This is a genomic window from Desulfonatronovibrio hydrogenovorans DSM 9292 (assembly GCF_000686525.1).
Taxonomy (GTDB): domain Bacteria; phylum Desulfobacterota; class Desulfovibrionia; order Desulfovibrionales; family Desulfonatronovibrionaceae; genus Desulfonatronovibrio; species Desulfonatronovibrio hydrogenovorans.
The window spans coordinates 35489-53094 of the sequence record NZ_JMKT01000011.1 but is presented as its reverse complement, the minus strand read 5'-3'; the positions used below and the strand labels follow the sequence as shown (position 1 = coordinate 53094).

Annotated in this window: 13 protein-coding genes; 2 read left to right on the top strand and 11 right to left on the bottom strand. The window is 51.2% G+C overall.

The window, feature by feature from the left end; all coding sequences use genetic code 11:
- Nucleotide 1: 1 nt before the first annotated feature.
- From murD to mraZ, 8 genes are all read right to left on the bottom strand, one after another.
- Nucleotides 2–1360: a UDP-N-acetylmuramoyl-L-alanine--D-glutamate ligase gene (gene murD, locus P771_RS17120; protein ID WP_084301809.1), complete on the bottom strand. Its 1359-nt coding sequence runs from the start codon at nucleotides 1358–1360 to the stop codon at nucleotides 2–4.
- A 15-nt stretch (nucleotides 1361–1375) separates the two neighbouring features.
- Nucleotides 1376–2452, bottom strand: coding sequence for a phospho-N-acetylmuramoyl-pentapeptide-transferase (gene mraY, locus P771_RS0109505; protein ID WP_028574968.1), 1077 nt, complete (start codon nucleotides 2450–2452; stop codon nucleotides 1376–1378).
- A 67-nt stretch (nucleotides 2453–2519) separates the two neighbouring features.
- Complete coding sequence (locus P771_RS0109500; RefSeq protein ID WP_028574967.1) at nucleotides 2520–3896, bottom strand: UDP-N-acetylmuramoyl-tripeptide--D-alanyl-D-alanine ligase; 1377 nt, start codon at nucleotides 3894–3896, stop codon at nucleotides 2520–2522.
- 49 nt (nucleotides 3897–3945) lie between these two features.
- On the bottom strand, nucleotides 3946–5397 hold the full coding sequence (locus P771_RS17115; RefSeq protein WP_035244263.1) for a UDP-N-acetylmuramoyl-L-alanyl-D-glutamate--2,6-diaminopimelate ligase: 1452 nt from the start codon (nucleotides 5395–5397) through the stop codon (nucleotides 3946–3948).
- 18 nt (nucleotides 5398–5415) lie between these two features.
- On the bottom strand, nucleotides 5416–7371 hold the full coding sequence (locus P771_RS0109490; protein ID WP_035244262.1) for a penicillin-binding transpeptidase domain-containing protein: 1956 nt from the start codon (nucleotides 7369–7371) through the stop codon (nucleotides 5416–5418).
- A 2-nt stretch (nucleotides 7372–7373) separates the two neighbouring features.
- Nucleotides 7374–7655, bottom strand: a complete 282-nt coding sequence (locus P771_RS0109485) for a hypothetical protein (RefSeq protein ID WP_035244259.1) — start codon at nucleotides 7653–7655, stop codon at nucleotides 7374–7376.
- A gap of 53 nt (nucleotides 7656–7708) precedes the next feature.
- Nucleotides 7709–8659, bottom strand: coding sequence for a 16S rRNA (cytosine(1402)-N(4))-methyltransferase RsmH (rsmH, locus tag P771_RS0109480; RefSeq protein WP_028574964.1), 951 nt, complete (start codon nucleotides 8657–8659; stop codon nucleotides 7709–7711).
- A gap of 4 nt (nucleotides 8660–8663) precedes the next feature.
- Nucleotides 8664–9119, bottom strand: coding sequence for a division/cell wall cluster transcriptional repressor MraZ (gene mraZ / locus P771_RS0109475; protein WP_028574963.1), 456 nt, complete (start codon nucleotides 9117–9119; stop codon nucleotides 8664–8666).
- A gap of 314 nt (nucleotides 9120–9433) precedes the next feature.
- Here mraZ and pyk point away from each other — a divergent pair, with 314 nt between their 5' ends.
- Nucleotides 9434–10840: a pyruvate kinase gene (gene pyk, locus P771_RS0109470; RefSeq protein ID WP_028574962.1), complete on the top strand. Its 1407-nt coding sequence runs from the start codon at nucleotides 9434–9436 to the stop codon at nucleotides 10838–10840.
- 2 nt (nucleotides 10841–10842) lie between these two features.
- On the top strand, nucleotides 10843–11889 hold the full coding sequence (locus P771_RS17110; protein ID WP_051617242.1) for an HD-GYP domain-containing protein: 1047 nt from the start codon (nucleotides 10843–10845) through the stop codon (nucleotides 11887–11889).
- A gap of 12 nt (nucleotides 11890–11901) precedes the next feature.
- On the opposite strand, the gene queD is transcribed toward P771_RS17110, so the two are convergent.
- From queD to P771_RS0109450, 3 genes are all read right to left on the bottom strand, one after another.
- Nucleotides 11902–12318 (bottom strand): 6-carboxytetrahydropterin synthase QueD, encoded by a 417-nt coding sequence (queD, locus tag P771_RS0109460; RefSeq protein WP_028574961.1) that lies wholly within the window; start codon nucleotides 12316–12318, stop codon nucleotides 11902–11904.
- A 100-nt stretch (nucleotides 12319–12418) separates the two neighbouring features.
- Nucleotides 12419–15895, bottom strand: a complete 3477-nt coding sequence (dnaE, locus tag P771_RS0109455; RefSeq protein WP_028574960.1) for a DNA polymerase III subunit alpha — start codon at nucleotides 15893–15895, stop codon at nucleotides 12419–12421.
- Nucleotides 15895–17592, bottom strand: coding sequence for an AMP-binding protein (locus tag P771_RS0109450; RefSeq protein ID WP_028574959.1), 1698 nt, complete (start codon nucleotides 17590–17592; stop codon nucleotides 15895–15897). Before P771_RS0109450 ends, dnaE begins: the two co-directional genes overlap by 1 nt.
- Nucleotides 17593–17606 lie beyond the last annotated feature (14 nt).

Genomic DNA, 17606 nt, shown 5'->3' with positions numbered 1-17606 from the left:
TTCAGTGTCCTGCCTTATCCATGAGCTGTTTTCCTGGGCAGCTGCAATCAGCCCTGGCTTTTTCTTCCCAGGGTAACCCCAGGTTTTTTTTGATCAGCTCTTTAAACACATTGCCCCGTTCCTGATAGTTGCTGAACAGATCAAAGCTTGCCGTACCAGGTGCCAAAAGAATGGTGTCTCCGGGCTCCGACTCTGACAAAGCCTTTTGAACAGCCTGCTCTAGACCGGTAAAATGCTCCAGCATGGTCTTGCCCTGCCAGGCACTTTCAAATATTTCCCTTGAATCTCCGAATAAATATGCTTTTTTGACCTTTTCCTGAACCAGGCTGGACAGATCTGAAAAATTGCCTCCCTTGTATATTCCCCCGGCAAACAACCTGATGGGCGGTTCAAAGGCCTGCAAGGCCGCTTCTACAGCTGCTGTAGTGGTGGCTTTGGAATCATTGACAAAAATCCTGCCTCCGTGCTTGAGAAATACTTCCTGGCGGTGGGCAGGAGGCTGGAAATCATTAAGAGCTGAATTAAAAGTATCCTGGTCCATCCCAAAGTACCTGCAGGCCAGAAAAGCAGCCTCAAGGTTGGCCTGGTTATGCTGGCCGGTCAGTGCGGGACAGGCAAACCTGGATGAAGGAGCAAAATAAACCCGTTTGGACTGCACCAGCCCAGTCTTTTCAACTTCTTCACGCAGCCCCAGGGCTATTATTGCCAGGTCCTGATCCCTCTGCCGGGCAAAGATCCTGACCTTGGCCTGAAAGTACTCCAGGCTGTCCTTATGGTGATCAAGATGATTAGGGGAAAAATTCAGAAAAACCGCCACCTGGGGGCCAAAACCGCTGCAGCCCTCAAGCTGAAAGCTGCTCACTTCCAGAACCAGGACCTGGCACTCATCCCTGCCAAGGACATATGCGCTAAGAGGTGTTCCCAGATTGCCCCCGGCAAAAACCTTCTTGCCCATTTTTTCCAGGGCATGGGCAATAACCATCGTGGTGGTGGTCTTTCCATTGGTTCCGGTAACAGCGATTATGGGCTCATGCACAAACCAGGAGGCCAGTTCCAGCTCTGAACAAACCATGACCCCTGCAGGAGCCAGAGCCCTGATTTCCTGCAAAGGGATACCAGGGCTGACCACAATCAAGTCTGCCCCGGCAAAATCTTTCCGGGAGTGGAGACCAAGCCTAACTTCGGCCTTGACCAGATCCTGGGCCAGACTTTCCACCTTAAACTGCTCATTCTTTTCCAGCACCAGAACTTCAGCCCCCAAAGCCGTTAAAAGGGATGCAGCCGCAAGCCCGGAACGCCCGGCACCGACCACCACGACCCTGTGGCCCTTGAGTTGCTGATTATGGATAAGCTCTTTCATAGTTACCAGTGCTCTCTATCTGAGTTTAAGAGTACTCAAGGCAGCCAGGGCAAACAGGATTGACAGAATCCAGAACCTGATGATGATTTTGGATTCCGGGACCCCCTTGAGTTCAAAGTGGTGGTGCAGCGGAGCCATACGAAAGATCCTTTTTCCTCCGCTCATTTTAAAATAGCCCACCTGCAGAATGACGGAAAGGGTTTCAATTACAAAAAGCCCGCCTACGATGATCAGCAGCAGCTCCTGCTTGCACAGGACAGCAATAAACCCCAGAGTCCCGCCAAGGCTGACGCTCCCGGTGTCCCCCATGAATATCTGGGCCGGATAGGCGTTGAACCACAGAAAGCCCAAACCTGCACCAACCATGGCTCCACAGAAGACCGTGACCTCACCCAGGTTGGGAATGTATGGAACCTGGAGGTAACTGGCCAGCTGATAATGGCCTGAAACATAAACAAAAACTGATAAACAGGCTGCACTGACAATAAACGGACCAATGGCCAGACCGTCCAGGCCATCGGTCAGGTTCACTCCGTTGGAAGCTCCCACCATGACCAGAGCGGCAAACGGTACATAAAACAGATACAGATCCGGTCTTATCCCCTTGAAAAACGGAACCAGCAGCTCAGTACTGTACCCGGGCAGGGTCAGCAGGATGGAAACTGCTCCCAGAGCTATGATGCACTGCCCAAGAAACTTGCCCTTGGCACTTAACCCTTTATTGTGTTTTTTCACTACCTTGAGATAGTCATCAAAAAAACCCACCAGGAAAAAACCCAGGAATACGAATATGGACAGCCAGACAAACTTATTGGTCAGATCACCCCACAAAAGAACGCTCACAATCATGCTGAAGCCAATAAGGACCCCTCCCATGGTCGGTGTCCCCTGTTTGGACTGATGTTCAGGACCGTCGTCCTGAACGTACTGGCCGCATTTTATTTTCTGCAGCCATTTGATGAACCTGGGGCCAAGCCACAGGCTGATGACCAGGGCTGTAAGCAAAGCGTAAATGCTCCTGAAGGTGATATACCTGAATACATTGAATACGCTTATGTCTTCGCTCAGCGGATACAACAGATGATAAAGCATTCAGTCCTCGCTTTACAGCCGTGCCCGGCCTGGTCTCCAGTGGACATCCAGAATCAGCATGGTTTTATTATTCAAGAACACCTCCAGCCCATTCCTTGAAGCAGGAAACATATTCTTCCATTCCAGCACTCCTGGACCCTTTGAAAAGCAGGACCCCTTCTCTGGGACGGATCTGATCCAGAGCAGCTTTAAACCCAGAACAGTCAGCTATGGAATAGAATCTGTTCATCAGCTCCTGGCCCAGCCCATCAAAGACATTCCGGGTATTTCGACCATGAAAAAAAACCCCCTGACAGCCCAGCTGGGTTATTTCCCTGCCCAGCTCCAGGTGAGCATTGGCTTCGGATTCTCCCAGTTCAGCCATGTCTCCCAGGATCAGGAACAAAGGTCTGGTTCCAGCCAGACCTTTGGCTGAAGCCATGGCTTTGCTCATGGACAGGGGATTTGCATTATAGGTGTCATCAATAATGGTCCATTTCCCCAGGTCCTCGATGGAAAACCTCTGTTCCGGAGGCTTGAACTGGTTTATGGCTCTGATGATAAGTTCTGGTTCAATCCCCAGGTGCCTGGCCAGGGCCCAGGTTGCGGAAATATTCTCGCAGTAGTGAGCCCCCCTCAGTTGGGTTTGGATCTCAAAGACCTGGCCGTATTCCTGCACTTGGAACCTGTTGCCGCCAAGATAATTTGTCTTGTAATCAGCTTGAGCCTGCCGGCATGAAAACCACACCGGGCTGATATCCGGTCTGGAAGCAATCTCCTTTTCCAGAAGAGGATAGTCCCTGCTGGCCAGGACAGGACCTGCTCCCTGCAGATGGTCCAGAATTCTGCTTTTGGCCATGGCCACCCCTGCAATCGACCCCAGGCCTTCCAGATGGCAAGGCCCGATATTGATGATCACAGCCAGGTCCGGGACGCAGATTTCTCCAAGCTCATCCATGTCGGTCTGATTATTTATCCCGAGCTCCAGGACCCAGCAGTCTTCTTCTCCGCTGAACTTGAGGATCGACAGGGGCAGACCGACCTGGTTGTTCCAGTTCAGGTGATTTTTCCCGACCCTGAACCTGGTCCCCAGAACAAAGGAGATCATCTCCTTGGTTGTGGTCTTGCCCACTGAACCGGTGATCGCCATGACCATCTTCCCTTTTTTCAGCCTCCAGTACCTGGCCATACGGCCAAGGGCCTTGAGGGTGTCATCCACCAGCAGGACCGGGACCTGCAGGTCAGGCATGGGATTGTGGGAAACTACGGCCAGAGCCCCTTTCTTGGCTGCCTGTTCTGCAAAGTTATGCCCGTCCATTCGTTTTCCGCACAAGCATAAAAAGAGATCCCCGGGGCGAACCAGTCTGCTGTCGGTCCTTATATCCGTAACAATGGCTTTTTCTGCGCCATTCAGATCTCCAACGCTCTTTAGAGCGGAGGCTACTTCTTCCAGGGTCATGTTCATTAATCCGCACACCTCAAACTACAGCTGGCAATTGAAAGTACTCTTGCCATCAACTGCCTGAAGCAGCTGCTGACTCTCTTTTTTCCAGGGCCTCAACTATCTTCTGAACATCACTGAAGGAATGTTTGATCCCCTTAACCTCCTGATATGTCTCATGCCCTTTTCCAGCTACCACCAGTACGTCGCCGGGGTCCATGAATTCAACAGCCTGGGTTATGGCCAGGCTCCGGTCCGGCTCCACAAAAACATCTCTGAAACCATTCAGACCAGGTCTGACATCTTCGATTATATCCAACGGCTCTTCATCTCTGGGGTTATCTGAGGTCAAAAAAACCACGTCAGCGTGGCTGGCTACAGCCCTGGCCATGGCCGGCCTTTTGCTTTTATCTCTGTTTCCGCCGCATCCGAACAATACCAGAAGCCTGTCCGGGTTGAGGGCCTTTAAGGAACTGCAGACGTTTTCCAGGGCATCCGGGGTATGAGCATAATCCACATATACATCAAGACCCAGCTTGTTCTGAATCTTTTCCAGCCGGCCGGGTATTTGACCTGAATTTTCCAGGCAGGACATCTGTCCAGGCTCAAGTCCCAGAGCCAGGGCCGCACCCTGAGCAGCCAGCAGGTTGAAAGCGTTGTGTCTTCCGGACAGGGGGGACCTGATGCTCCACTCTTCCCTGCCCAGACTGCACTCAAGAGTCAGACCGGTCCGATCATTTTGCAACAGCCTGCCTTGAAGATCAGTGCCCGGCTGAGCCTTCAGGCCGAACCCCATGGAGCTGGGGAGACTTTTGATCAGCCTTGCTCCATATTCGTCATCTGCATTGATTATCGCCTTGAAATCCCTGGCTCCTGCAGCACTAAAAAGTCTTGATTTCGCCCTGAAGTACTCTTCCATGTCCTGATGATAATCCAGGTGATCCTGAGACAGGTTGGTGAACACCCCTGCATGAAAATCAATTCCAGCTATCCTGTTCTGGTCCAGGGCGTGAGATGAAACCTCCATGATCACCACCTGGATCCCGTCTTGGACCATTCTGGACAGAACCTCATGGATGGTCAGGCAGTCCGGGGTGGTCATGCCAGACTCCAGGACCATTCCAGCCCAGCGGTGGCTGATGGTTCCCATGACCCCGGTCTTATAACCGTTGCTGGCAAAAATATGTTCCAGCAGATAGGAAGTTGTTGTTTTACCATTAGTCCCGGTTATTCCGATGATCTTCAGATCTGACCGGTCAGTCTTATAGTGGGCCCTGGCAAGATCACCCAGTGCCTGGTCCGGACTGGGGTGGCCCAGCACCTGCTCATGCTTGAATCTGGCTGCCTGTTCATGGCTGGTTATGACCCAGGATGCACCCTTTTTAAGGGCATCAGGAATAAACCGGGCACCATCCACCTTTGTCCCTGGCAGGGCCACAAAAATCTCACCCTGTTCCACAAGGTCTGAATGGATCCTGATGCGGCTGCCCTGGGCAGCCCGGTCTATGACTTGTTCAAAACTCATGATCCTGCCTGTTCTTTATTACGACTCACAAAGCCTCAACACCATCTTCCTGTCCATCTGGTCCCAGGGCTCTCCAGGCAATGGGCTCTGATCTTCAACCCTTACACCGGCTCCTTCCAGCACAGGAACCACACCTGCGCTCAAAAGATTTTCCACAGCCTCCCTTAATGAGACCCCGCGCAGGTCCGGAACTTCTCCGTCGGATCCCATCAAATCCCGACGCTGGCTCACGCTGAACCTGGAATTTTCCCTGGTCCTGACCTCCTGATCAGCCACTTCCCGGCCCGGTGGCAGGTTTCTCAACCTGAGCCCCTGATCCGAAGAAATGATCCCGGTTCCTATCTCGGAAAAAACCGGCGCAGCAACGACGCCGCCATAATGGGTGGGAGAAGGCTCGTCAATAACCACCATGATCATATACTCAGGCTCCAGGGCCGGAATAAAGCCCACAAATGAAGCCACATACTTGTCTCCGTATCCGCCTTTGGCTGATGCCTTCTGGGCAGTGCCGGTCTTTCCTCCGGCTTCCACTCCGGACACCCTGGCCCGGGTTCCGGTACCTCCCATTTCCACTGAATCCCTGAGCATGGACAGGACCTGTCTGCTGACTTCCCTGGAAAAGACCCTGGGCCTGTCAGGCTCTTGAACCCTGTCTTCCATGATCAGATTCAGTTCTGTAAACCGGCCTTCATTGGCAAGGACCAAATATGCCCTGGCCAGCTGAAGCGGGGTTGCAGCCATGCCCTGACCAAATGATATTGTTGCCAGGTCCATCCTGCTCCAGCTGGGATAGGGCCTCAGTATGCCCCTTCCCTGTCCGGGCAGGGGCAGGTTGGTACCTGAATTAAAGCCAAGTTCCTGTAGATAGTTGAAGTACGGCCCCGGCCCCAGATCTAGCCCTATTTTGGCTGAACAGATATTGCTCGAATACCTGAGGACCCGGTTTACAGTCAGCCATCCGTGTTCTCTGACATCCCTTATTTCGTTCCTGCCTATTCTCCACCTGCCGTTTTCACAAAAATAAAGGGAGTCGCTTTTAGCCACCCCCTCTTCCATAGCTGCAGCTACAAGAAAGGGTTTCAAGGTGGAACCAGGCTCAATAAGATCCACTGCTGCCCGGTTCCTCCAGATACCAGCATTGGATCTCTGAAAATTGTTGGGATTGAAAAAGGGATATCCGGCCCAGGCCAGAATGTCCCCGGTAGGCACATGGACTACTAAAGAGATACCGTACCTTCCGCCAAACCGCTCAACAGCCTCAGACAGGGCCTTTTCAGCTGTAAACTGAATTTCTGAATCAATGGTCAGGACTACATCCTGTCCATCGATTTTTGCTGTAGGATCCTGGGCCAGCAGGGATATGGCATGACCTGAAGCATCCTTCTGGGTCACGATGACCATTTCCGCACCTGTGAGTCTGTCATTCAGGGATCTTTCCAGACCTTCCAGACCCTGGTTGTCCATCCCGACAAAGCCAAGAACCTGCCCCAGCATATGTCCTCTGGGGTATACCCTGGAGTGTTCATCAATGATGAATACGCCGGGAATGTTTTGCCCTGCAACATCAAAAGCCTGGCGGTCACTGACTTTTCTGCGGATCCAGACAAATCCGGCCTGCCTGTCCAGCATGGCCCGGATCTGAGCTGCTTCTCCGCCCAGAGCACCAGCCAGGCTTATGGCTGCCTTGTCCGGGTCCTGGACAAGAAACGGGTTGGCGTAAATCGACTTGCTCCGTACGCTCTGGGCCAGGACATTCCCGTTTCTGTCAAATATCTCCCCACGTTTGCCAGTAATTTTTTCCCGGCTGAAATACTGCCGGTCAGCCATGCCGGCCAGTTCATCACCCTGGATGACCTGCACAAAAAAAGCCCTGCTCCAGAGTCCGGTCCAGGCGAGAACAACCAGACAAAAGACCAGGACAATCTTAAGTCTGCTCCTGTCTTTTGGTTTATTGTTCACAACCCTTTTTACCATACTTAGTTCCTGATCTTCCTGATCTGACTGTCCCGGGGCGGCTTTAATCCTTTTTCCTGTCCCAGCCCTTTGAGCCTGTAGGGGGAAAGGAGATTATTCTTTTCAATGGTCAGCTTGGTCCTTAATTCCTGATTCTCCCTGTATTCACTTTGAAGCCGCTGCATTCGATAGGCCAGGTCAACCCTTTCAACATTGACCCAGACCTTGGCCAGGCCGACCATAAAAGTCAGGGTCAGAACAGCAGCCAGCCAACCCCATGCCCTGGATTTTTCCTTAAAGCTCATAATAACCTTTTTTCCAGCAAAGCCGACCCTGAGTAAAAAAGATTACTCCCGGATCAGGAATCCGGATCAGAAAACCTTTCCGCTGCCCTTAACTTGGCACTCCGGCTTCTGGGATTTTCCCTGACTTCCTGCTCCCGGGCCACAAGGGGTTTCTTGGTCAGAATGGTCAGCCTCTTTTCATGGTTGCATCTACAGACCGGATACATCGGCGGACACAGGCAGCCCTGGGCCTCCTTTTTAAAGAAGTGCTTAACAACCCTGTCCTCCAGTGAATGAAATGAAATTATCACCAGCCTGGCTCCAGGATTGAGGTAAATCAGAATTTTCCTCAGAAATTCTTCAAGATTGTCCAGCTCCCTGTTCACTGCGATCCGCAGGGCCTGAAAAGTTCTGGTGGCCGGATGATTTCTGGCCATGGCCCTTCTTTTGGCCGGGTACGCAGCCTCGACTATGGAGGCCAGTTCCAGGGTGGTCTGGATCTTTTTCTTGTCCCTGGCCTGGATGATTGCCCGGGCTATCCTTCCGGCCAGAGGCTCTTCTCCGAACTGAGCAATAATCTTTTTCAGATCATATAGTGAAACCCTTTCCAGCAGGACTGAGGCCGGAGCCAGCCCGGCTGCCCTGCCCATGCGCATGTCCAGGGGTCCGTCGCTGATGAAGCTGAACCCCTTTTCAGGACTGTCCAGCTGCAAAGAAGACACTCCAAGATCCAGAACTGCCCCGTCCAGGCCCGGCCACCCAAGATCAAGAAGATGCGAATCAAAATTCTGATAAGCATCATGAAAAAATAAAACCCGGTCACCAAACTCGGCCAGTCTTTGCCTGGACAAATCCAGGGCATCCTGGTCCAGGTCAATACCCATAACCCGGCACTCTCCCTGGCAGGCCTCAAGAATCTTCAGGGTATGACCTCCAAGACCCAGGGTTCCGTCAAGATATCTCCCCCCTTTAACCGGCTTGAGATACTCAAGGACTTCGCCGGACATGACGGATTGATGCAGCATCCCGCTAAAACCTCAGCTCAAAGCCGTTATCAGCCAGGGAATCCATTATGCCGTCAAAGTCCTGCTCCATTTTCCGCCGCTGGGCTTCAAACCTGGACATATCCCAGATCTCGAACTTTCTTCCCACTCCGGCCAGCACTACTTCCTTGGTAATACCGGCATAGGTCCGCAGGTACGGTGGGACAAGAATTCTTCCCTGCTTGTCCAGGCAGACCTGAGTGGCTCCTGATATGAAAAACCTGTGAAAATCCCTAAACTTCCGGTTGGCCATATTCAGCTGGTTAAAACTCTGTTCAATCTCTTCCCAGTCAGCCAGGGGATAGGCAGCAACACAATCATCAAAATTGGTGAGCATTATCTTGCCTTCAGGAGATTTCTCCGTGATAATATCCCTGAATTCCGGGGGCAGCATCAGTCTGCCCTTGGGATCTATGCTTCTTTGACTGTGACTTCTGAACATTTTCTTGCCATCCACTATTTACCACTTTTTACCACCCGATTTCACATTAGGCAAGAAAAAGTCAAGGGTAAATATTGTCAAGAGGCATCCCCGGGGGTTGCCATCAGCAACATTTAAGCATAACCATTTGTTATAAATAAACTTCATGCCAAAATATTTTTTCTTATTTTTTTGTCTTTTTTACTGTTTTTTTGCAAAAAACATTGATTTTTTAATTGATACAAGCAATTATATAATTGTCTCGAGAAGTTAAGGGGCCTTTTTGATTTCATGCCCTCTGTCTCAGAAATCTGAAAACCCTTCTAAGGACTGACATGCATACCAAGATAATAGCCACCATAGGCCCGGCCTGCAGTGAGCAGAAAATGATCCTGAAACTCGTCCGGGCCGGAGTCCGGATATTCAGGCTGAACTTTTCCCACGGCACTGCCAGAGACTTTTTGGATATAATCAGCATGATCCGGAAAGTGGAAAAGGAGGCCAAGACAAGCCTGACCATTCTCCAGGATCTTTCCGGACCCAAGATCAGAACCGGAGACCTGAAAATCTCTCCTTTGTCGGTCAACGCAGGAGATGAACTCTTCATGGGTCCTTCGGAATTCATGGATGACCATCCCCTGTACATCCCCTTCAATCATGACCGGATCATGTCTGACCTTAAAACCGGGGATGTGGTAAGGGTCAGTGACGGCGGGCTGAAATTTCAGGTTGCTTCCAGGGGCAGCGGGAAAGTCCGGCTCACAGCCCTGAACACAGGGATCATAACCTCCCGCAAAGGCGTTTCCTTTCCAGGAATACACACCTCCATCTCGGCACTGACCGATAAAGACAGGAAAGACTTGAAGGACGGTCTGGAGATGGGCATAGACGCTGTTGCTCTGTCTTTTGTTCAGGGTCCTGAAGATATTGCCGAGGCCAAGGATATCATTGAGGAATCAGGAAGCTGGATTCCGGTTGTGGCTAAGCTAGAGCGGGAAATCGCCCTTAAAAGACTGGAGGAGATCATAGACATTTCCGATGCCATAATGGTGGCCAGGGGCGACCTGGGCCTGGAATGTCCCCTTCCTTCTCTGCCCACCCTTCAGAAAAGAATAATCTCTGCCTGCAATGAGGCTGCCAAACCAGTCATAGTAGCCACCCAGATGCTGCTGTCCATGGTCAGCAATCCCATGCCCACCAGGGCTGAGACCACTGATGTGGCCAACGCTGTACTGGACGGGGCTGACTGTCTCATGCTTTCAGAAGAAACCGCCATAGGCCAGTACCCGGTGGAATGCGTCGGATATATGGCTGAAATTGCAGAACAGGCCGAAGACTTGTTTTTTGAAAAAGGTATCAGCCCGGTTGAGCCGAAGAAAAAAGGAGGAGAGAGCTTTCTTGCTTTTGCAGCCTGCCTGATGGCCCAGAAGGTCGATGCCAAGGCCCTTGTGGCCCATACTGACTCGGGCTTTACAGCCAGACTCATCAGCTCCTGCAGACCCCGTCAGCCCATCTACGGACTCAGCCCCCAAAGCAATATGCAGAAATACATGAATTTCTCATGGGGGGTCATATCAGTGGACATTCCAGAACAGCCCCGTGACCACCTTCAGCGCACTGAGATGTTTGCTGAACACTCTGATTTTTTTCTTCCAGGGGACAAGTTGGTCATTACAGCCGGACATCCCAAATCAGGACAGGAAAGATCCCTTACTAACCTGTTAAAAATTTACAGAAAATAGCCATGACTCAAAAAAGTATTGATCCGGAAAATTTGAATGAAGAATTTTACCAGGTATCCTCGGAGATCCTGGCCAGTTTTCCCAAATTCAGGCTGCCTCTGAACCTTTACCAGTTCAAAGAGGACATCGCCCAGCTGATCCCTTACTACTTTGCCGACACCAGACTGAATCAGGACATGCAAAAAGAAATAGCCCGGCTGAGTAGAGAGGGACAGCTCTTTGTAGCCAGGTCAGATCACAAGATTTATGCAAAACATATCAGTAAGCAGCTTGACCTGGTCCTGGTGGACAAAAAGCTGACCACCGGTGAAATTGTCTACATTTTCAGGCACGCCCTGACCGAGAGGATAAAGGAGTTTTACGAACAGCCGGTCAAACCGGCCCTGGAAAAACTGAACTCAGATATCCTGGTCCTGACCGAATACCTCTGGCAGGACAATCACCGCATTAATTCCCTTTTAGGGCTTCTCCATGAAGAATACTCCATGGTCAATCTTTCCTACAATTCAGGAATCCTGGGACTGGCCATTTTTATCGACGCTCAGAGCGGGGGACTGAAACGGAAAACCCTTGACCAGCTCGGTCTGGGTCTTTTCACCCACGTCCTGGGCCTGACCAGGGTTCCGGCTTTTATCCTGGAAAAAAAGACCAATCTTTCCAGGGATGAACAAAGTAAGCTCACCAATTATCCCATGGCTGGGGCCGGAATAATGCGCAAGCTGGATGTGCTTGAGGAAACCGTTTTAAACTGCCATCTGGATCATAAGGAACTCATGAACGGTTCAGGTATCCCCAGGGGACTGAAAGGCACTGAAATAAGCCTGGCTGGAAAAATAACCTCCACTGTTCATGCCTATTCCGAGCTGACCCTGCTTCGCAACAGTCAGGCCATTCCTGGGGAAAAGGCCCTGGAATACCTGATTCAATCCAGCACCAAATATGATCCCAAAATGACCAGGAGGCTGAACAAGATAATTTTAAATCTGCTGGTCAAACAAAAAATGAAAAAAAGCACTCCCCAGGCAAACCATGCTCCTGGAACCGCATAACTGATGGAATGTTCAGCTTGTCCTGCCCGGATTATAAGCCGGATGAACTTCCCTGTAAAAGGCCCTTGAAGAATCCTTTTCCGCTACCATGACCCACTCCAGCCTGACCTCCCGGGTGGTCAGAAGTCCTTTCAAATCCTGGTAAATGAACCTGGCTATGTTTTCAGACGACGGATTGACTTCTTTGAAATATTCCAGTTCATTCAGATGCCTGTGGTCCAGTTTATCCAGCACCTGGGCCAGCTTTTCTTTCAGTTCCTTGAAATCCATGAGCATTCCTGTTTCCGGGTCAGTGTTTGCCCCGCTGATCTCCACCTCCACCTGGAAGTTATGGCCATGCAGGTTCTCACATCTCCCCTGATAGTTTCTCAACTGGTGAGATGAGCTGAAATCCGAGCTGACCCGTAGACTGTAAACCGTTCTTTCCATGAATACACCCTGTTATGCCTTGAAACACTTGAGTCAGTAACTATCCTGACCCAAGTGTTCTGTTTTTTAGACCATGCTACCTTCTGATGCCCATTCGCCATTAGCCTGTCTGCCTGAACCCTGCTCCGGAAAGATCCTGCCAGAACTGCTGGCAGGGAGTGATCCTGAACCTGGGACCAAGCTGAAGTCTGCACTGGATTTCTTTATTTATCATCAGGTTCATCTGCACAGGCACCTTGCCCGGGTGTTTATCCAGCACCCCCTGCAGAGACTGCAGAGCCTCCAGCTCCTGGCAGTCCCCATCCACAAACAGATCGACCATCACCGGTTCTGAACCTGAGGCAATCACTTCCTGAAGAGGACATACTTCCAGGGCGGTAAATTTCACCTTTTTCGGTGTTTCACCATCATCATTGCTCTCAGCCTGCATCCCTCCCTGGTAATTGCTGATCCTGGCCTTGACCACCAGGGGTTCATCACTGTCAACCATGGTCCTGCACTTGGCGTAAACATCACCAAAAAAAGTGACCTCTGCTGATCCGGTCAAATCCTCGATCTGGCAAAATGCCATTCTGTCGCCTTTTTTGCTGGTGATCTCCTTTTTTCCCACTATCACCACTGGCAGTTCTATCTCTGTGCTGGGACTCAACTCGCAGCATTCCTGAATACTCTTCAGGTTCATCCGCTTGATGTCCTTTTTAAAGGGAAGCAAGGGGTGGCCGCTCAGGTAAAAACCCAGGGATTCCTTTTCCAGCTTGAGTTTTTCATCTTCAAGGTACTCAGGCAGTGTGTTTTCAGGACAATTAATACCCAATCCGGTTATGATCGAAGTATCTTTGCTCACCAGACTGAGCAGGGAGGGACGGCCCAGACTCTTCTGCTTTGCACTACGCTGGGACCTGGCCACCACCAGTTCCATACCCTCCAAAAGCCCCTTTCTTGAACAGCCAAGGCAGTCCATGGCCCCGCTCTTAATAAGCATTTCAACCACTCTTTTGGTCACTTTGCGCATGTTCACCCGGTCGCAGAAGTCCAGCAGATTTTTATAGGGACCGTTTTTGTCACGTTCTCTGGTTATGCTTTCAATGGCCCCCTTGCCAACATTCTTTATCCCGTTAAGGCCGAACCTGATCCTGTCCTGTTCCACGCTGAACTGGGACAAACTGGAGTTGATGCATGGCGGGAGGATCTCAATGTCCAGATCCCTGCAGGCATTGACATGAGCAATGACCTTGTCTGTATTGTTAACTTCCGAGGTGATCAAAGCAGCCATGAACTCATGGGGATAGTGGGCCTTAAGATAGGCTGTCTGGTAGGAGATGAGGGCATAAGCTGCGCTGTGGGATTTGTTGAAACCGTAACCGGCAAACTTTTCCATCAGGTCAAAGATGTATTCTGCACTATCCTGAGGAACGCCATTCTTCTTTGCTCCCTGTAGAAACTTGCTTCTCTGCTGGGCCATGACTGCGGCTTCTTTCTTACCCATGGCCCGGCGAAGCATATCTCCATCTCCCAGGGAGTATCCGGCCAGGACCTGGGCAATCTTCATGACCTGTTCCTGGTACAGGATAACTCCGTAAGTCTCCTTGAGGATGGGCTCCAGGTCCGGATGAGGATACTCCACCGGAACCCGGCCGTGTTTCCGCTTGATAAAGTCGCTGACCATCCCGCTCTCCAGGGGTCCGGGCCGGTAAAGGGCCAGCAGGGCTATGATATCCTCAAAACAGGTCGGCTTCAGATCAGTAAGCACATTACGCATGCCCGAGCTTTCCAGCTGGAATACCCCGTCGGTCAGACCCTGGCCCAGCAGGTCATAGGTCCGGGAGTCGTCCAGGGCAAGGGTGTTCATGTCCGGAACCGGCTTGTTGCTGATCTTGATGAGCCCCAGGGTATCACTGATCACCGTCAGGGTCTTGAGACCCAGAAAATCAAACTTGATCAGCCCGACCTTTTCCACCCGTTTCATGTCATACTGGGTGACAACCTCTCCCTTTTTCCCCTTATAGAGAGGGAGATATTCATCCATTGCCTTATCAGAAATAACAATCCCGGCAGCATGAGTTGAGGCGTGTCTGACCAGCCCTTCAAGCCTGCGGCCGATATCTATGAGTTTGGCGATGCGCTCATCCTCATCCATGGCCTTGGCCAGATCCGGTTCTCTCTCCAGGGCCTTGTCAATGGTCATCTTCAGTTCATCCGGAATGAGCTTGGCGATCTTGTCCACCTGGGCCAGACTGATCCCCATGGCCCGGCCCACATCCCTGATCACGGCCTTGGCCTTCATGGTCCCGAAAGTGGTTATCTGGGCTACGCTGTCCTGACCGTATTTTTCCGATACATACCGGATGACTTTTTCCCTCTGATCATAGCAGAAGTCCACGTCAATATCCGGCATGCTGGCCCGTTCAACATTGAGAAACCTTTCAAAGAGCAAAGTATACCTGATGGGATCAAGATCGGTTATCCCCAGGGCATAGGCAGCCAGGCTCCCGGCCGCTGATCCCCTGCCCGGTCCGACCGGGATATCCTGAGCCTTGGCCCAGTTGATAAAATCCTGAACAATCAGAAAATAACCCGGATAACCCTTGTCACAGATGATCCCGGTTTCCTCCTCCAGTCTCTGATAATAGACCTCCTTTTCAACCTCATAAGGAAGGCTCTTTATCCTCTGTTCAAGTCCTTCCCTGGCCAGGGTAATGAATTCCTCATCCAGGGTCCCGGCCCTGGAGGGTTCATACTTTGGAAAATGATGCCTGCCGATTTCAAGCTGGAGATCACACCTGCTGATGATTTCATGAACGCTTTCCAGGGCCGCAGGACAATGGCCGAACTCCTTTTCCATCTCTTCCAGAGACTTATAGTAAAGCTCACTGGTATCAAAGCGCATCCTGGAATCATCATCGATCCTGGAATTGGTCTGAATGCACAACAGGGTATCATGGGCCTCCACATCCTGGGCACTCAGGTAATGGCAGTCATTGGTCGCCACCAGGGGCAGCCTGGTCTTTGCAGACATCTCAATCAGCTTTTCATTGACCTCTTCCTGTTCCCTGATTCCATTGGCCTCCAGCTCAAGATAAAATCTGCCCGGAAAGATATCCGCATACTCCCTGGCACATATCTCTGCCTGCTCAAAACCCTTTCTGCGCATCACATGCTGCACTTCACCCTGCAGGCAGGCGGACAGGGCTATAAGCCCCTGGGAATGCTCCCTGAGAATCTGTTTGTCCACCCGGGGCTTGTAATAAAAACCCTGCAGCCAGCCCTTGGTCACTATCTTGACCAGGTTCTGGTAACCGCCATTGTCCATGGCCAAAAGGACCAGGTGGTACCTGAGCTGGTCGCGGTCTGTGTGCTTCCGGTGGGCCACATATACTTCACAGCCAATAATGGGCTTTATGCCGTATTTCTTTGCAGTCAGATAAAAGGTCAGGGCTCCGAACAGATTGCCGTGATCAGTAATGGCTGCTGCAGGCATGCCCAGGTCCACGGCCCTGGAGCAGAGGTCGTCAATCCTTATGGCTCCATCCAGCAGGCTGTATTCAGTATGGCAGTGCAGATGAGTGAAATTAGACATCATTCGCTCTCAACATAAAGATATCTTTTTATTTTTTGAGTGGGGGTCTTTTCAAAAGGTTCTGTCTGCTCGATTATCCTGCTCAGCCTGGAAAAATCAGAGACCTGGGAGTTGACCTGGACCTTAAGGTCGTCCAAAAGCTTTTTAACCCTGGAAAGGACCTGGGATTCAGGGATGCTGCTCAAACCGAATTCTTCATCCAGCTTTTCATAATTAAGATGAACCCTGGCCACCAGTTTATTGTTCTGGGAATAAACCAGTGACTCCAGGATATGATCGAACTGGTTGATAACCGCCTCCACTTCCTCGGGGTAGATGTTTTCTCCGCTGGGCCCCAGAATCACATTCTTCAGCCTGCCCTTGATATACAGATATCCGTCCCTGTCCAGCTTACCCAGATCCCCGGTTTTCAGCCAGCCGTCATCAGCCATAACTTCCCTGGTGATTTCAGGAGCCTTGTAATACCCCTGCATGACATTGGGTCCTCTGACCAGAATTTCCCCTATTCCGGTTTCCGGATCAGGATTGTCGATTCTAAGTTCCAGCCCGTTCAGACCCGGCCCGGTGGAAGTGTATCTTGTTTCTGCTGGCCTGGACCCGGCCACCAGGGGGGCAGTCTCGGTCAGCCCATAACCGACTGAATACGGGACCCGGGCATCCCTCAGAAAACGTTCAGCCTCAGGAGCAAGGGCAGCTCCCCCGATGCACAGGGCCTTGATCTCTCCGCCAAAGGACTCCAGCAGCTTTTTTCCTGCCAGCTTATGCAGCTTTTTACGCACAGCTGAAAAACCGTAAAGCCCCCTCATCAACCTATTTTTATTCAGCTGAGGCAGGATCTTAGTCTTGAATATTTTTTCTATGACCAGGGGGACCATGAGCATGATGGTCGGCCTGACTTTGCCCATGGCCGGCAGAAGTATTCTGGGAGTCGGAGCTTCCTGGAGATAATACACAGAAGCCCCTACCAGGACCGGGGCCAGCAGGCCCAGGGAGCATTCATAGGTATGGGCCAGGGGCAGGATGGACAGAAAACGGTCCGATGAGTCAGCATCAACCAGCTTTCCTGCCATTTCAGCATCATAGACCAGGCTTTTGTGGGTCAGCATCACTCCTTTGGAATGGCCGGTGGTCCCGGAGGTATAAACTATAGTTGCCAGATCATCCGGTGCTACACTGCCCAGGCTGTCCCAGCCCGCATATTTGTAGGCGGCCTGCTTCAGCCTGTCAAAACCCTTACGCCCTGTGCTGAGGGCGTTCTTTATCCTTTTCTTGCCCCCTAAATCAGCTTCAGGATGGGTAAAATCATCCACAAAAAGGATATCTGACTCAAAAAGATCTGCATCTTCTATTTTATGGAAAAGGCCCTTGGACACAAAGACCATCCTGGCCTCTGAATGCTTTAAAATATGCACCACAGCACTGGAATGAAACTGGGTCAGAATAGGAACAGCAACAGCACCCATGCTGGTCACGGCCAGAAAGGCAAGCCCCCAGTGAGGACAATTCTCACTCAAGATGGCAATCCTGTCCCCTTTTTTTATGCCCGCTTCCTCCAGAATGGCACACAGCCCCATAACCCTGTCCTTGAGCTGGGCATAGGTGATTGGTTCATCATCAACATACCCCAGGGCCGGCCTTTCCGGGTAGTTGTCCACGGTTTTCTGGAATATTTCAGGGATGGTCTTTTGAATTTCCAAGGTCAACCTCTTGT

Coding starts and splice junctions, on each gene's coding strand:
- murD (WP_084301809.1), bottom strand. CDS start 1,360: ATGAAAGAGCTTATCCATAATCAGCAACTCAAGGGCCACAGGGTCGTG.
- mraY (WP_028574968.1), bottom strand. CDS start 2,452: ATGCTTTATCATCTGTTGTATCCGCTGAGCGAAGACATAAGCGTATTC.
- P771_RS0109500 (WP_028574967.1), bottom strand. CDS start 3,896: ATGAACATGACCCTGGAAGAAGTAGCCTCCGCTCTAAAGAGCGTTGGA.
- P771_RS17115 (WP_035244263.1), bottom strand. CDS start 5,397: ATGAGTTTTGAACAAGTCATAGACCGGGCTGCCCAGGGCAGCCGCATC.
- P771_RS0109490 (WP_035244262.1), bottom strand. CDS start 7,371: ATGGTAAAAAGGGTTGTGAACAATAAACCAAAAGACAGGAGCAGACTT.
- P771_RS0109485 (WP_035244259.1), bottom strand. CDS start 7,655: ATGAGCTTTAAGGAAAAATCCAGGGCATGGGGTTGGCTGGCTGCTGTT.
- rsmH (WP_028574964.1), bottom strand. CDS start 8,659: ATGCTGCATCAATCCGTCATGTCCGGCGAAGTCCTTGAGTATCTCAAG.
- mraZ (WP_028574963.1), bottom strand. CDS start 9,119: ATGTTCAGAAGTCACAGTCAAAGAAGCATAGATCCCAAGGGCAGACTG.
- pyk (WP_028574962.1), top strand. CDS start 9,434: ATGCATACCAAGATAATAGCCACCATAGGCCCGGCCTGCAGTGAGCAG.
- P771_RS17110 (WP_051617242.1), top strand. CDS start 10,843: ATGACTCAAAAAAGTATTGATCCGGAAAATTTGAATGAAGAATTTTAC.
- queD (WP_028574961.1), bottom strand. CDS start 12,318: ATGGAAAGAACGGTTTACAGTCTACGGGTCAGCTCGGATTTCAGCTCA.
- dnaE (WP_028574960.1), bottom strand. CDS start 15,895: ATGTCTAATTTCACTCATCTGCACTGCCATACTGAATACAGCCTGCTG.